At 59.7% G+C, this 15,072-nt stretch carries 15 protein-coding genes; 11 read left to right on the forward strand and 4 right to left on the reverse strand.

Translation table 11 applies throughout. From position 1 onward, the window contains the following. Positions 1 to 268 precede the first annotated feature (268 nt). The 5 genes from B0T39_RS17305 (at position 269) to B0T39_RS17325 (ending at position 7,955) form a co-directional block, all read left to right on the forward strand. Positions 269 to 3,121, forward strand: a complete 2,853-nt coding sequence (locus B0T39_RS17305; protein ID WP_081548766.1) for a type VI secretion system Vgr family protein — start codon at positions 269 to 271, stop codon at positions 3,119 to 3,121. Next, on the forward strand, positions 3,118 to 4,356 hold the full coding sequence (locus B0T39_RS17310; RefSeq protein WP_081548768.1) for a VRR-NUC domain-containing protein: 1,239 nt from the start codon (positions 3,118 to 3,120) through the stop codon (positions 4,354 to 4,356). The genes B0T39_RS17305 and B0T39_RS17310 overlap by 4 nt, the downstream gene beginning before the upstream one ends. 7 nt (positions 4,357 to 4,363) lie before the next feature. Next, entirely contained in the window at positions 4,364 to 5,569 is a 1,206-nt protein-coding gene (locus B0T39_RS17315; RefSeq protein ID WP_081548770.1) for a DUF3396 domain-containing protein, read from the forward strand. 96 nt (positions 5,570 to 5,665) lie between these two features. Then, positions 5,666 to 6,826, forward strand: a complete 1,161-nt coding sequence (locus tag B0T39_RS17320) for a type VI immunity family protein (RefSeq protein WP_176219589.1) — start codon at positions 5,666 to 5,668, stop codon at positions 6,824 to 6,826. Positions 6,827 to 6,908: 82 nt separating this feature from the next. Next, positions 6,909 to 7,955, forward strand: coding sequence for a type VI immunity family protein (locus tag B0T39_RS17325; RefSeq protein ID WP_081548774.1), 1,047 nt, complete (start codon positions 6,909 to 6,911; stop codon positions 7,953 to 7,955). A 118-nt stretch (positions 7,956 to 8,073) separates the two neighbouring features. Here the strand turns inward: B0T39_RS17325 and B0T39_RS17330 are convergent, their stop codons facing one another. Both B0T39_RS17330 and B0T39_RS25200 read right to left on the reverse strand, forming a co-directional pair. Beyond that, the gene (locus tag B0T39_RS17330) at positions 8,074 to 8,397 is read right to left on the reverse strand and encodes a hypothetical protein (protein WP_081548775.1); all 324 of its coding nucleotides are present in this window, start codon (positions 8,395 to 8,397) and stop codon (positions 8,074 to 8,076) included. A gap of 193 nt (positions 8,398 to 8,590) precedes the next feature. Then, positions 8,591 to 8,875: a hypothetical protein gene (locus B0T39_RS25200; RefSeq protein WP_141111278.1), complete on the reverse strand. Its 285-nt coding sequence runs from the start codon at positions 8,873 to 8,875 to the stop codon at positions 8,591 to 8,593. Positions 8,876 to 9,549: 674 nt separating this feature from the next. Here B0T39_RS25200 and B0T39_RS17335 point away from each other — a divergent pair. The 6 genes from B0T39_RS17335 to B0T39_RS17360 are packed head-to-tail and all read left to right on the forward strand — an operon-like array spanning position 9,550 to position 13,062. Continuing rightward, positions 9,550 to 10,119: a hypothetical protein gene (locus B0T39_RS17335; protein ID WP_141111279.1), complete on the forward strand. Its 570-nt coding sequence runs from the start codon at positions 9,550 to 9,552 to the stop codon at positions 10,117 to 10,119. Next, positions 10,107 to 10,577: a hypothetical protein gene (locus tag B0T39_RS25205; RefSeq protein WP_141111280.1), complete on the forward strand. Its 471-nt coding sequence runs from the start codon at positions 10,107 to 10,109 to the stop codon at positions 10,575 to 10,577. Before B0T39_RS17335 ends, B0T39_RS25205 begins: the two co-directional genes overlap by 13 nt. Continuing rightward, the gene (locus B0T39_RS17345; RefSeq protein WP_176219590.1) at positions 10,564 to 10,815 is read left to right on the forward strand and encodes an acyl carrier protein; all 252 of its coding nucleotides are present in this window, start codon (positions 10,564 to 10,566) and stop codon (positions 10,813 to 10,815) included. The genes B0T39_RS25205 and B0T39_RS17345 overlap by 14 nt, the downstream gene beginning before the upstream one ends. Further along, on the forward strand, positions 10,812 to 11,606 hold the full coding sequence (locus tag B0T39_RS17350) for a CPBP family glutamic-type intramembrane protease (protein WP_081548779.1): 795 nt from the start codon (positions 10,812 to 10,814) through the stop codon (positions 11,604 to 11,606). The genes B0T39_RS17345 and B0T39_RS17350 overlap by 4 nt, the downstream gene beginning before the upstream one ends. After that, positions 11,603 to 12,373, forward strand: coding sequence for a S49 family peptidase (locus B0T39_RS17355; RefSeq protein WP_081548780.1), 771 nt, complete (start codon positions 11,603 to 11,605; stop codon positions 12,371 to 12,373). Before B0T39_RS17350 ends, B0T39_RS17355 begins: the two co-directional genes overlap by 4 nt. Next, positions 12,358 to 13,062, forward strand: coding sequence for a hypothetical protein (locus B0T39_RS17360; protein ID WP_081548781.1), 705 nt, complete (start codon positions 12,358 to 12,360; stop codon positions 13,060 to 13,062). Before B0T39_RS17355 ends, B0T39_RS17360 begins: the two co-directional genes overlap by 16 nt. Before the next feature lie 224 nt (positions 13,063 to 13,286). On the opposite strand, the gene B0T39_RS17365 is transcribed toward B0T39_RS17360, so the two are convergent. Both B0T39_RS17365 and B0T39_RS17370 read right to left on the reverse strand, forming a co-directional pair. After that, positions 13,287 to 14,450: a histidine decarboxylase gene (locus tag B0T39_RS17365; protein ID WP_081548782.1), complete on the reverse strand. Its 1,164-nt coding sequence runs from the start codon at positions 14,448 to 14,450 to the stop codon at positions 13,287 to 13,289. A gap of 257 nt (positions 14,451 to 14,707) precedes the next feature. Continuing rightward, positions 14,708 to 14,980, reverse strand: coding sequence for a phosphopantetheine-binding protein (locus B0T39_RS17370; protein ID WP_081548783.1), 273 nt, complete (start codon positions 14,978 to 14,980; stop codon positions 14,708 to 14,710). Positions 14,981 to 15,072 lie beyond the last annotated feature (92 nt).

The following is a 15,072-nucleotide window of genomic DNA, read 5'->3' on the forward strand; positions in this document are numbered from 1 at the left end:
TACAAAAAGAAGCCAGCGCAGCGGGAGCCGCAGCGTTTCCACATCCCGCTGCACCCATAGCCAGTGTGTGCGACCCGCCGCCCCGCCGCATCCCGCGCCAGCCCTCCAAGCTACCCAGCACTCCCCCAACACCTACACCTGTCCTTTAGTCCAAGAGAACGCATTCCCAGACCACTCCGGCTTGTGACTGTCGTCCTAACTTCATAAAATTTCAGGCTTATTTTCAATGTCATACCGCCGCTTGGCGGTGTTTTCGTTTGGAATGCCGATGGACCTGAATGCACTGTTGGCCAGCTTTGCTTCCGCCTTTGGCCAAGACAACCGGATGTTGACCTTGCAGCTTGGAGAGGGGCAGTTTGCCGCCGAGCAGCTGCTGCCGCTCAGCCTGGAGGGCGAGGAGGGGGTTTCCCTGCCTTATCGCTATACGCTGACCTGCCTGTCGCCGGACGGCAATATCCCGCTGAAGACGCTGTTGGGCCAGCCGGCCCGGATTGGCATCCAGGGCGCGGAGGGGGGCGAGGTGATCCGTTGCGGCGTGGTCAGCCAGGCCCGCCTGGCGGGGTCGGATGGCGGCTTTGCCCGCTATCAGCTGACCGTGGAAGCGCCGTTCGCCTTGCTGCGCCACCGCAGGACCTCCCGGGTATTCCAGGACCTGTCCGTGCCGGACATCGTCAAACAGGTCCTCAGCGAACATCAGCAAGCCAACCCTATCTTCGCCCGCGTGCAAACGCTGGTCTTGCAGCTCAAGCCGGCCACGCCGCGCAGCTATGCGTTGCAATACCGCGAGAGCGATTACGATTTCATCGTCCGCCTGTTGCATGAAGAGGGTTACGCTTGGCGTTTCCGCCACCTGGAGGCGGACGGGCCGCGGGTGGAGCTTTCCATCTTTGACGATACCCACGCCTTGCCGGCTTCTCCGCTGCAGCGGGTGCGCTTCCACCGCAGCGACGCCACCGAGGAAGAGGATGGCCTGACTGGCTGGGAAGCCGCGCGTCAGATTGTGCCCGGTGCCAGCGCGCTGGCCAGTTACGATTACAAGCCGGTGCTCACCCAGCAAGGTCGGGAAGCCGGCCGGGTGGAGCAGGGCCAGTTTGGTCAGGCCTTGCAAAGCAGCCTGGGCCATTACGATGCGCCGGGCCTGTATTACGCCGGGGACGAGGAGCAACTGGGCCGCTACGCCGTGCTGCGGCAACAGGCCAACGATTTGCAGGCCAAGACCTTCAGCGGCAGCGGCGCGGTGCGCGGCTTGCTGCCGGGGGAGTGGTTCCGCCTAGACGATCACCCCGCGCATGAGGACGACGCGGAGGAGAAACGCCAGTTTGTTGTCACCGGCCAGCGCTTTCAGGCGCGCAACAATTTGCCGCGGGATCTGGCGCAGCACTTGGGCGCGGAGGCGGACGCCGCACCGTTCTCCTCCGCCATCCAGGCCCAGCGTCGCGGCATTCCGCTGACGCCGGCTTATGCCGGCACCGCTCACGCCAAGCCCACCAGCCTGGGCGTGCAAACCGCCACCGTGGTAGGGCCGGTCAGCGGGGATGCCGGGGCGGAGAGCCCCGGAGAAGTGCATACCGACGAGCACGGCCGCATCAAGATTCAGTTCCATTGGCAGCGCCCGGAAGAGCATCCCGGCATCGGCGCGGGCATGGACGACAAATCCTCCTGCTGGGTGCGGGTGGCGATGCCGTCCGCCGGCGCCGGCTGGGGCCATCAGTTCCTGCCGCGCATCGGTCAGGAAGTGCTGGTGGACTTTATCGAAGGCGATATTGATCGCCCGGTGGTCAAGGCCGTGGTCTACAACGGCAGCCATCCCGCGCCGGACTTCAGCGGAGCCGGCAGCCTGCCGGCCAATAAGACGCTGTCCGGCATCAAATCGAAAGAGCATCAGGGTGGCGGCTATAACGAGCTGCTGTTTGACGACACCCCCGGCGAAGTACGCGCCAAGCTGTCCAGCGAGGCGGGCAAGACCCAGCTCAACCAAGGCTTCCTCACCCACCCGCGCAGCAATGGCCAGGCCCAGCCGCGAGGCGACGGTTTTGAGCTGCGGACGGACCAGCATGGTGCCATCCGCGCTGCCCACGGCCTGTTGCTGTCCACTGAGGCGCAAGGCGGCGGTGCCGGCAAGCAACTGGCGCGGGAGCAGGCCAACAGCCAGCTACAAGCGGCGGTGGCCTTGAGTCAGGCGCTGGCCGAAACCGCCACCACGCAGCAGGCCGACACCATGGAAACCGGGCCGGACGGCATTGGCGATGACAACGCCAGCAGCGGCAAACGGGAACAAGGCCATGTGCTGCACCAGTTGCAGGCGCTGGAGGCCTGGGAGGCCGGCAGCAATACCGATCCAGACAGCAAAACCGCGAAAGAACAGGCCGGCCAGCAAGCCTTGCTGGTGTTGTCCGCGCCGGCCGGCATTGCCAGCTTGTCCGGGCAAAGCCAGACCCTGGCCGCGGAAACCCATCTCAACCTGGTGGCGCAGCGCGATACCAATCAAAGCAGCGGCCGGCGCTGGATTCATAACGTCGGCAAGCACATCAGCCTGTTCGTAGCCGGCGTGGCGGATCAGGTGGCGATGAAGTGGATAGCCGCCAAGGGCAAGATTCAGCTACAGGCGCAAAGCGACAGCATTGAGCTGACGGCGGACAAGGACGTCACCATCACCTCCTGCAAGGAACGCATCACCATTGCGGCCAAGGACGAAATCCTGCTGACCAGCGGCGGCGGTTATATCCGCCTCAAAGGCGGCGATATTGAAGTGCACTGCTCGGGCACGGTCAGCATCAAGGGGAGCAGTCATGTACTAAGCGGGCCGGCCAGCCTGAACTACAGAATGCCCACCTTCGGCCAGGTTTACAGTGGCCGTTTCCAGTTGCAGGACCAGAAAACCGGCGCGCCGCTGGTTGGCCGGGCTTACTCCATTAAGCAGGCCGGAGGCCGCACCCTCAGCGGGTATAGCGATAAGGACGGCTGGACCCTGACCGCCATGAGCCGACAGCCGGAAGGGATGAAGTTGCAAGTGTTGGAGCCCGCACCGGCCAAAACCGAGACATTGCACCTGGCCGGGGGCGGCAAGCACGAGCTGGAGCTTGAGATGCGCAATGATGCTCAGCAAGGAGAATCCACATGACCACTCTGAACCCTAAAACAGCCGGCAATGGCCTGACGCGCCTGGAAGAAGACCAGCAGTATGCCAAGCTGCCCTCTGTGGAAAACAAGCCTTACCTGCAACCCAAGGCCGAGGTGGCGGTGAGAGTGCCTGATGTGCGCATCGGCGTCAGCAAGCTGGGAAAGACCTTCACCATCAATGCGCGGCAAGCGGTGATGAGTGCTGAGATTAGGGGGGATGAGGAGAACCATAAATACCTGTGGTACTACAAAGCGGAGGTCAGTTTCGATATGCCTTCAAGTCGTCGAGGTGTGCCGAAGCCTTTTCTTAGTACTACGGAAGGCAGTAACCCCAACCGCCGACACTCGCTAACCCCTTTTCCTAAAGGTTTGCGCAAGAATTATCTGCGCCGTCCGGACCTGATCATTGTTAAGAACAAGGCGGTACGCTGGCCCGGAAGAGCGACAAAGGATCACGATGGCGTTCCGCATGGGGATAATCTGCACCGTGTGGTCGAGATCAAGTTTCCGGGGGATGCTTTGGCAGAGAAACAAGAAAATGCCTACAAGCAGATCGCTGGAGGTGTAGACCGTTTTACGTTATTGCATGTGATCCCGCCGGGGGAGAAGCGGAGGCAGACCGAGCCGGTGAAGAAGCCCGCGCCCGTGTTTGCGCCCAGAGCGGATGGGATACCGCGTGGCGAGAACCGGCGGGTGCCCATATATGGCCCCAAGCCCTTGCCCGATCCCGCCTTTTATGAAGAATGGTTGGATGACGCCAAGCAGCTGGTGCACAGCTTGGCGGAGGATGGCAAAGCGCTGGCGCAAAACCTGCGTCAAGCGGTGGATCAGCTGTCCGCCAAGGTGCAGGCGGAACTGAAGCAGCATGCGCCCTGGTTGTTTACCGCTGGGCACTGGCTGCAAGACAAGGCCAACGATACCTGGCACTTCGTCAACGAGCAGGGGAAGCGCATTGCCAGTTGGACCAGTGCGCAATTACGCGCGGCCTGGGCGGAAATTCAGCGCGTGACCGATCTGACCCTGGAAACCTTACGCCAGATAGATTGGACTCAAGTGTTGTTGGACATTGGCAAGGGCTTGCTTGCCGTCGCGGTGGTCATCGCCGGGGTGGTGGTGGTGTTTGTGCTAGGGGGGTGGCTGGTGGCGGCATTGGCCGCGCTGGTGGAAATGGGAGCGGCCGCCTGGGCCGCTGTTGCAGTCATGTTGGGGGGCGGCGCCATGGCCGCCGCTTCTTGATGGCAGAATGGATGAAGCAAAAATGAGTGCACAAGAATATCAGCGCATGCAGGCCTATGCCCGTATTGCCAAGCAAGTGGATTTTATTGAAGGGGTGACTCCAGAGGGCCTGGTGCTAGTCCGGCTGGGGCTGATTTGCACCGTGTATTTCCGCAATGGTGGGCAGCGGGATATGGGCTACAAGGTATTAGGGTGCTTCGACCGTTTTGTCGAGCAGTTTGGCTCGCACCTAAAGGGGCAGTTTCATGACTTTAGTGGAAGAGGGTTCACCTCTCTGCGCAAAGACAGCGTAACGAAAGCTAAAGAAAAACTGTCCGAGTCAGTGGATGAGGGAGCCATGTTTTTCTGGACTTTGCAAAGTGAAAAAAATGGTGAGCTGGCGGCTGAATACTCTATCAAGACGATGACCTGCAATATTGACCATGATCCTGAGTGGCTGTCCTATCTGAAGATCACATTGCCATGGCAGTTGCTGGAAGAGCCGGATGGCGAGCAGCGGTTCAAGGATTGGGTACGTTATTTGTGCGAGACGCTGGATATTGATCATGGTTATGCCGGACTCGCGTGCACGCTTCCCTATGATCGCCATCAGTTTCAGCCTTATGAGTTCCAGATGGCACAACGATACAGTGGCTTGATGGTGGATTCTGGTCCCCATATGGATTTAGCTGAATTGGAGGATGGCATCAAAGGCGTCAACTGGCTGACGCTGCTGGGGCCTCGTTATATCGAGAAGCTGGGCGGCATGGCCGCGCTCAAGCAACAGCTGCAGTTGCCCGATGTCAGCGTGCAGGAAACCGACAACGGCAGATTGATGGTTCAGGCTGGCGTATTGCCGGATGTCGGCGCGCAGGAAGACGGCCTTCCGGCGGCCTATGTGGCGGTGAATCGGGTGTTTAAGTCGGTGCGGGTGCCCCACCCAGATCAACTGCATACTTGCATGGACGATGCGGAGGGCTTTACCAAGGCCAATACCTTGGCGTGGTATGCGCGGTTTGACGATGCGATACCGGCGGTAAGCCCGCCCTCTCCTGCGCCGGCTGGAGGCTTGCGCTGCGAAGCCGGGTTGCCCTGCCCGGAAAGCGGGATCTGGTGGACGCCGGCGAAGGACAGCTCGCATCAACACTTTAAGAAAGGGGACCTCATGCCGGATTTCCCCGGATCAAGTTATGGCAACACGATCTGGTATCGAGAAGCGAATCCTGCAACATGAACCGCCTGGCCTAGTGATGTGTAATCAGGGGGCCATGGCTGGTGAACAGTACACATGATGGCATGAGCTTGGGTTTGAGAAATGGAACAGGTAGGCATGCCTCTGCAATTGCAACGGCTTGAAACATACCAAGACGAACTGACCTGGAGCTTGGAGCCCGATGAGGGCATCGTCATCCGTCCTGGCTTGATTGCCACTTTTTTCTTTGAGCAGGGCAGCACGGTTGAGGTCAGAGCAAAGCTCATCGAGTGCTTCGACAAGTTTTACTCCCTCTTTGGCGCGAAGCTAAAAGGGCAGAAATACATGGATGCCAAAACCAGGAAAATGGGCGCATCCGATTATCAGAAGTCCAAAGACAAGATCTTGGCCATCACTGATCCGCATGAGCGGATTGAGTGGTTTGTCAGTAGTGAAGCCGTGCCGGACTTGGCTCCGGAATACTCGGTTTCCTGCTTGACGCAGCAAAGCATTCACGAAGGCTGGGGCGACAAGTCATTTTTCAAAATCGTGCTGCCCGCGGCCACTGTGTTCGATGAAGCAAGCCTTGGTCAGTACCAACAGCTGCTAGCCTTCATCTGTGACGCCTTACAACCGGTTCATGGTTATGGTGGCCTGTCCCCCATCCTGCCATATGACTATCATCGGTACTTGCCCAATGAGTATGAGCTTGCACAGCGGTTTATCGGCTTGAATATCGATACCCGCTCCTTCAGCGCCGGAGGCTTCGAGCTGAAGAGCCATATCAAGGGCGCAGACTGGTACACGATTTTGGGAAATGAGTTCGTAGAGCAGCTGGATGGCGAAGAGGTGATTCGCGCTAAGCTAGCGCCCTGGCGAGATATTTCCATACACCGATATGCCAGCGGATTGATGATTCAGGCGGGCCCTTACCCAGACCTGGGTGCGCCAAATGCCCGGCCTCCGGAGTCTTATGTCGTGGTCAACCACTTGGTGAGATCGATACGTACCACCGAGCCAGGCTCCCTGCATTACCACCTGCCTCAACAAAATGGGTTCGACAAGTCCGAAACCGTGAGCTGGTATGCGCGCTTCGACGCTACCCCGTTGCCGAAGGGGGAGTCGCTACCAGCACAAGCGGAGCATGGAGCTAGGTGCGAGGCCGGCAAGCCTTGTCCTGAGAGCGGACATTGGTGGACTCCAGCCATGGAGAACTCTCGGCAATATTTCACCCAAGGTGAACTGATGCCTGATTTTTCCCGCTCAACGTATGGCAACACGATCTGGTATCGAGAATAAATGAGCCATGGATGAGGGGGCGCTCAAGCATTCGCACGCATGCAGGCCTATGCGCGTGATGGCATGCATTAGGGGTTGAGGAATGGAACAAGTAGACACGCCACGGCAATTGCAACGATTGCAACAGTACCAAGATGAGCTTGTTTGGACCCTCGGTTCGGACGATGCCATTGTTGTGCGTCCAGGGCTGACCGCTACTTTTTTCTTTGAGGGCGGCAGTTCAATTGTTGTACGCAAAAAAATAGTGGCGTGCTTTGATGCTTTCTACGACAAGTTCGGCTCTCATCTAAGAGGGAAACAGATTGGCTCTGGCAAGTACACCAAGATGGCCAAGAATGGCTATGCCGCCAATAGAAGTACCGCTCTTGCCAATACCGATCCGCACGATGCGCTAGAGTGGACGATAAGCTCAGAGCCCACTCAGGAGTGGGCGCCCGCCTATGCGATGCAGTGTCTGACACGACGAGAACTGCACGAAACGTGGGGGCACAAATCCTATTTGAAATTCACGCTGCCGCACACTTTGTTGTTTGAGAAAAACGGCGTCTCTATTTATCAGAACCTGGTCCAATTTATTTGTGACGCCATCTCGCCTGTTCATGGCTATGGTGGCCTGTCATCCGTCTTGCCTTATGATTTTGACCGCTATTTGCCCAATGAGTACGAGTTGGCGCAGCGTTTCATCGGGCTGGATGTGGACAGCATGTCGTTTTCTGCCGGTGCGCATGAGTTGCAAAACCATATCAAAGGCGCCAACTGGCTCACCATCTTGGGGACACAATTCATACAGCAATTGGGTGGAGAGGCATCGCTCCGCGCTCAGCTTGCAGCTTGGCCGAATATCGTCCTGAGTGCCTACCCGAGGGGCTTGATTATCCAGGCTGGCGAGTACCCTGACCTTGGCGCGCCGGAGGATGGCGCCCCCATCTCCTATGTGGCAGTGAGCCATGTGGTAAAGCCAGTTCGAACCACCGAGCCAGGTTCCCTGCATTACCACCTGCCTCAACAAAATGGGTTCGACAAGTCCGAAACCGTGAGCTGGTATGCGCGGTTTGATAAGGTGGCATTGCCGGCCGGCGAGCGGCATGACGGTGTGGAGCAAGCCAGCCTGGAGGGAGGACTCTTGTGAGGGCGGGCCCCATTCAATCCTGGAGGGCCGTTCAGAGGGGCGCACTTGGGCGCTAAAGCATGGTGCAGAGAGATATCGATTACAGCGCCGCAGCCTCCCCGCTGCGGCGTTGTTACGTCTACATCACTTCCGATATCTGCACGAAGCCGGCCTGCAGTTCCTGGCGGATGGGTTCCAGCAAGGCCACGATTTGTTCGCAGTTGACTTGCTGGTCCTCCTGGCAGTTCAGCAGCAGCGTCATCATGGCGTGCAGGCTTTGGTTGGCGGTGTGGACATGCACAATGCCGCGGCTTAGGGCTTCATCGGCTTGCAGGTAGTACTGTTCCAGGATGGAGACCATGGCGTTGGCTTCGTCCTGGCCGGTGGTGGTGAGGTAGAGCTGTCTGATCTGCTCGCGCAGTTGCAGCAGCGGCGGCTGGAGTTGGACGGTGGCGGCGCTCATGGCTGGTCCTCCATGGCCGTGAACATCGCTGTGGGTTGGGTCGGACGGGGGTGCTGCCGGTAGAAACTCAATATATTCATTATGGCCTCCACTAACATCGCTTTAGGGATGCCTGCGCGGCACGCACGGAAGGCGTGGGCAGGCACATGACAAAGTGGGAGGACCGGAACGTTCAACGGCAGCCCCTTAGGGCTCAGTGCCATGCGCCCGCCCGGTTATGGCGACGCAACAGCACATAGCGAATCGCGGCCAAGCGATTTGCTAAGAAACGTTCAGAACAGGCCTCCCAGCCCATGGCTGCGTTATTTGGCGCAGCGCACGGACGAGAGTAAGGGGGGAAGGCGGGGGCGTCAAGGTTGGGAGGCCTGTCCGTTGGGGAAATGAATGCCGCCATGCTCACGCTTTTTGCAGGGGGAATCGCCCCGATTTTGCCATGTTGTATTTTCCCACCATTCATTTCCGGCAGGCGCTTGCTCATTTAGCGATGCCTTGGATGATAAATGGAGCAGTGCTGATAGCGCTGGGCTGAGGCAAGGCGTTTGCATGATATTGGTATTTTGTCGGGCCGGGATGGAGCGGGCAAAGTGGCGCGTATTGCAGCGCTATTATGCAATAAGACCCACTCACAAGCCCGCTGATTCTACGCTTGCTGTTGGCGGGTATTGCTCAGCTTCTCCGCGTGGTGTGGTTAGCGGCGCTAACAGCGCCTTTACCGTGTTTCCATTTTTGTATTTTGCATGTCTTTGGTCTTTTTGCTACGCATTGAAACAATGTCCTCTTATTGATGAATAAGATTTTCTAATAGAGCGGGCGCTAGTTGGATGAGGGAAATTCTGAGAGGGACAGGCGAGATTGACTCTTGGGTAAAGGTGAAGGCAGAGTGCTTATTGCCTGCTTGTTGCAGGCTAATTTCTTTGTCAGCCATTTTATTGGAGAGCATTCATGCCATTAAGCAAGCCTGCTAATCCGGCTAAACCGCCCGCCGTTAAGGTGTTGATTGGCGGAAAAGTGGTTCTGGTATCCAAATCCGCCGTCACTCCGGTTCAATCTTCGGCCACATGTCTGATTATTAACCAGTAATCCCACGGTAAATGGAGTGAGCCCTTTAGATAAGGGCTCACATTTTATCTGGCCTCATTTTAATTGGGGGGAATGGTGGAAAATCCAAACGCAATATCGCCTGCGCCGCCAGCTTATGGCGTGCCTGTTGGCGTCAGGTTTGCAGATCTGATCGGGCTTATTCCGCGTTGGGCCTGGCTTGGCGGCAAGTGGCCGTATCCCATGCAAATGGCGCTGGCCGTATTCGTGGGCAGCGTCTGGACCTTAAAGGCGTTGGCGAATACCGGCAAGGTGAGTTCGACCGTGTCCGCCATTTCTCATGTGCTGAGTATTTCGTATGTGCGGAGTTGGCACATTTACTGGCGCACCCAGATCAATCACGCCAGAAACACCCTGATTTTTTCCACACTGTGCCGGCTGCCTGGAGAGCAGCTATTACGCTGGGGGCGCAGGCATACGCAAGTGGATATCCGGCCGCCCAAGGAGGCGGCGCCGGAAAAGCCCGTTATTTATTTGGTGGTTTCATTCGCGCTGCACTACTTTGGCATGCTGCAGCCGGTGCGGCAGCAATATGCCAATGCCAGGAAAATAGCGGTGGTGCAGCCGCGTTGCGCCTTGGAGCCGCTGCAGAAGATTGGTTTTTTCAATCCTTGTCCCGCATGACCGGGCAGCGCATAGAGGGCATTGCCGCGGACCAGCCATTGGTGGCCAGGCAGATTGCCAGGGCGGTGCAGCAGGGCTATTCCGTGGCGATGAGGGTGGACAGCATGCCCACGGAAACCGTGCGCATGGTGGGTTCGCGGCTTTGCGGCAAGGCGGCGATGTTTCCCTTGAGCATTCTGGAAATAGCCAAGCGGCTGGAGGTGGACCTGGTCGTGCTCAGCGTGGTGAGGGAGGAGGGCCGGTTTCGCACCGCCAGCCATTTGCGCCTTGCCGTGCCGGCGCAGGCTTCGGGCGAGGCGCTGACCGAGCTGGCCTGCCGCATCGACGGCGTGATTGGCGCGCTGATTGCCCGCTATCCCGAGCAATACACCGCTTGGCATGCGGTGGCGGAGCGCTGGCGCTTGGCGCAGGAGATTGAGCTGGCGCTGGCCGATGGAGGTGAATATGGCGCTGCGTGAAGAAGTGGCGGCCATTCTGGCGCGGGCAACGGATTTGCCGCTGGAAACCATTCTTGGCGCTCCGGATGTGGATACCCTGGGGCTGGATTCCTTGTCGCTTTACGATGTGTTGTTTGAATTGGAGAAGGCGTTTCTGGTTGAGATTTCCGATGAGGAGGCCGGCCAGTTGCACACTCTGCTGGATTTTGAGGCGCTATTGCAGCGCAAGCTCGCGGAGGCGGAGGAACCTTCGACATGAGTCCGCCGCTGTCACTTAGCCGCGAGCGCGTTGGCCTGCTTGGCCTGATTGCCGCGCTGGCCTGGGCGCAGTTGAGTAGCGGGGCGGTGTTATGGGGGCCGGTGCTGCTGGCGGCCTGGAGTGGATGGCGGGTATGGCGGCAGGCGCAGCCCTTGGCGCGCATGGTGCTGGTGCTGGTGTCGGCATGGCTGCTCAACCGCATGCTGTTGTTGGAGTGGCAGGTCTGGCCACTGATCATGTTGTTGCCCATTTCGCTCACGTTGCTGGTGTTTTGGCGCTGGGACCGGCCGCGTGTGCTGGAGGTGGTGCGCATGGGGCGCTTGCGGGCGCGGCATGCCGCGCTCGGGGTGCTGGTGGGTTTGATCAGCAGCGGCGTCTTGCTGTTGTGGATGCGTTGGTTCGCGCCGGATTTGCGTGTGCAGGCCGGGCTGATGCCGGCTTGGCCGGTGATGGCCCTGCTGGCGGTGATTCTGGGGTTTGCGCTGCTGAACAGCTGGCTGGAGGAGGTAATTTATCGCGGCATGGTGCAGGGCGGTTTGGCCGAGGCCGCCTTGCCCTTGTCCATCGTCTTGCTGGTGCAGGCGCTGGCCTTTGCCGCCGCGCACTATGCCGGAGGGGTGCCGAATGGCTGGCTGGGCGTCGGCCTGACCTTGTTGTACGGCTTGGCCTTGGGTGGGCTGAGGGTGTGGAGCGGAGGCCTGGCCGCCGCGTTCACGGCGCATGTGACCACGGATGTGTGCATTGGGACCGTGCTGGCGTTTCCGGCGATCCGGATGGAGATCATGTCGTGATATGGCCGCGTCGACCGTCTTGTATCTATGTTTTTTCCATTGCCGGGCCGATTACCGAGGCCAGCGCGCTGGAGTTCGCCCTGCGGTTGCGGGAGTTGCCGACACGCAAGCCGGCGGCCTGCGCGGTATTGCTGCGCGTTTCTTCCAATGGCGGCAGCGCCGGCAGCGCGGAAGCCATTATTGAAGCGGTGAATCTGTGCCGCGAGGAGTTGGGCTTGCCCATTGTGGCCCTGGTGATGGAGACGGCCTTGTCGGCGGGGCTGTTGCCCGCGTTGGCGGCGGACCGGCTGGTGGTCACGCCCAGCGCCACCTTGGGCGGGGCAGGGGCGATTGTGCGTTTGCTGTCTCCGTCGGCGTTGTTGTCCAAGCTAGGCGTGGGCTACACCGCTTATGCCAGCAATGCCTTGAAGGATATGTTCAGTCATTGTGCCGATCTGGCCCCGGAGGCGGAGCAGGCCTTGCAGGAGCTGGTGCAGAAAAACGGGCGGCAGTTTATGACGACGATCCTGGCATGCCGGCCGGCCTTGAGTCCGGAGGGGATGGGCTGTTTGGCAGCCGGGCAGGTGTTCAATGGGGCGGAGGCCGTCGCCTTGGGGCTGGCGGACATGGTGGGCGGCTTTTACGCGGCGGTGGCCGAGTGCGGACGTTTGGCCGGCCATGGCGCGCCCATGCTGCGTTTTGTGGAACAAGCCCCTTCCATGCCCGCTGTGCCGTGGTCTTCTCTTTATGGTTTGTTGCGGATGGGCAAGCGGTGGCTCAGTCCCTGAGGCCTGGTTCTGGTCTAGCCGCGTGTCTTCTGGCCGCCATCGGCCTAAGCCTGCCGCCGGCCGTCCAGGCCCAGCATGTTTATGAGCTGGACTATCGGCGTATCGCCGATGGCGTCAATCTCAAATACCTGTTCAAGGTCAGCCCGCAAACGTATCCGGACTTGGCATTTCGCCTGCGCTTGTCTCCGCTGGAGCGCGCTTTGTCCTTGGAGGGCAGCACACTGGAGATTCTGGCGGCGGCCACGCCCATCAGCCTGCGGCTGGACCGTTTCGGCTCGGCGGCCGTGCCGATCAGCGCGGCGCTGTACCGCGAGAACCCACCGGTGCGGATTACGGTGCCGGCCAAGGTGGGTTTGCAGCTTGGGGTGGAGGTTCACCTCAAGCGGCACGGTGCTGATGGGGTGGCGGTGGCGCAGTTGGAGCAGGGGCGGCGGCAGTATCAGGCGGCGATGCGCGAGGCCGGCTGGTGGGTGGCGCGGCTGGCGCCGAGTTTGCAGCGGGTGGTGATCCGCATGCCGGCCGGCCCGGTGGTCCGTTGTCAGCTGGAGCCGGTTTCCGTTCAGGGGGCTGGCTGCGTCAGCAATGCGCAGGGGGAATGCCGGTTGCGGCTGGCGGATCTGGCCGCATCGCCCGCTGGCCGTGTGACGTGTCAGCGGGAGGCGGCTGCGGTGTTACTGGAGGCGGAGTAAGAGCGGCTAACAAAAATCAGTTTCACGGCGGAGGCAAGGCGCGCCGACGTAGGCAGTACTTGAGTACGACAAGTCGGTGCAACGCAGCATCAGGAATTTTGTTAGCAGCTCTAAACACCTGTTCAAGGTCTACCGCGCGTTGGGATACGAAGGAGGAATTACAGCGAAAAGCCGCCCATTGTGGGCGGCTTTTGGCGTTGCAGCGTGGCGATCGTAAGCCGGCTTTAAGCCGCGCTCATGGCGGCGCCGGCCGGGGCCGTTACGGCACCCAGGTCCTGGATGATGTCGTCAATCAGGCGGTCCAGCCGCTGGCTGTCGTGGTGGTGGGGCGTGGTGATCAGGTGGGCCGCGCCGCCGGATCGGGCCAGGCCGTGTTTGTCGCACACGGGTTCGGATGGGCTGGGGAACACCACGGTGATGGAGTTCTGGCAACGCCAGGCCTGGATGCCGGCGGCCCGGAAGCGGTCTATCGCGTATTGGGCCATGTCCAGGCAGTGGCGCACTTTGCGACGCCATTCCGCCAGCGGCCGGCTCTTGATGGCGGCCCACAGCATCATGGGGGTGTGGCCGTTGCGGGAGCCGCTGATGGTTTGGTCTCTGGCGGAGATGTAGTCGATTTCCACGGAGATGCGCGACACATTGCTGCGTTTGGCCAGCACGATGCCGCACGGCATGGGCGAACCTATCATCTTGTGGCCGGACACGCTGATGGAGTCGATGCCGTCGGCGAAGGAGTAGGGCTGCGGGGCGTCGACAAAGGGCAGGATCATGCCGCTGAGCGCGGCGTCCGCGTGCAGGTAGTAGTCCCGCCGCGGGATGCCGGCCTGGGCCAGCTTGTCCTGGATGATGCCGATGTCGTCCACGGCGCCTTTCATGGTGGTGCCCACGTTGACGAAGACGATGGGGTGGCGTTCCTGGTCTTGCTGGATTTTGGCCACCAGGTCGTCGTAGTCGATTTCGCCGCTGGGCAGGGAGTCCACCGCGCGGGATTTGATGCGCAGCAGCTTGATGATCTTGGCCACGGAGTAGTGGCTGTCCTTGGAGTAGTACAGCGTGGCGTCCGGGAACAGTTCTCGGGCGAGGTAGCAGCCAAACATATTGCCTTCGGTGCCGCCGTTGGTCACGTAGCCCCAGCTTTCGTCAAAGGGGATGTGGAACAGTTCGGCGAAGAAGTGCATGACTTCGCGTTCGAAGTCGAAGGAGTTCAGCAGGTAGTTGCTGCTTTCGTTCCAGTCACCGCAGTTGTTGATGGAGAAGCGCAGGAATCGGTGCAAGGGGGTGTAGTCGAAGTCGGCTGACTCTGGGTAAGCAAGATTGAAATATTGGTGCTGCAAGCAGTACTGCCAAAAAGATTCGATACGGTTTTGGTCTAGAGAAGACAGCGACATGGGTGGCTCCGTGGTTTCTCAGTGGGTTGGAGTGGGTATTACCGGGTGTTTTTCCTTGTTGACTGGGCGTGGGTTGGCGCCCGGTTTTTGTCTGTTTTTTGCATCCGCGGTGCGGATGATGGTTTTCATTGCCGGGGCTGCCCGGCGGGCGTGAAGGGCCCAGGGCGCATCGGATACGCGGTTTTCTTTGTGTCTGGCAGGCAAGTTGAAAAAGTGGGCCCAAAACGTGAACCGCCTTTCGCCGCACTGGTTGTGCTTCAAGCGCCCTCTTGCCGGGCCTCCAGCAGCGCTTCCCAGTCCGCCAGGGTGGGGGAGCGGCTCAGTTCTTCCGTGCGCACGGGGATGCCGCGGGCGTTGAGCTCCGCGGCCAGCGTCATCAGGCGCAGGGAATCCAGGCCGTAATACATCAGGTTTTCCGTGGGGTTCAGTTCCCCGTCTTCCGCTATCAGTTGCCGTAGCCGGCTGTGCAGCCATTGGCGCGGGCTGGCGGCTTCCAATTGCCTTGGTTTTGCTGGCTTTTCATTCGTCATGAAGATTTCACCTTGATCATTGCATCACGTTAATGGTGTAAATTATAATCATTCGCATTTAGAGATGCCATATGGAGATGAAAGAAATGCAA

This window comes from Chromobacterium haemolyticum (genome assembly GCF_002081825.1).
Taxonomy (GTDB): domain Bacteria; phylum Pseudomonadota; class Gammaproteobacteria; order Burkholderiales; family Chromobacteriaceae; genus Chromobacterium; species Chromobacterium fluminis.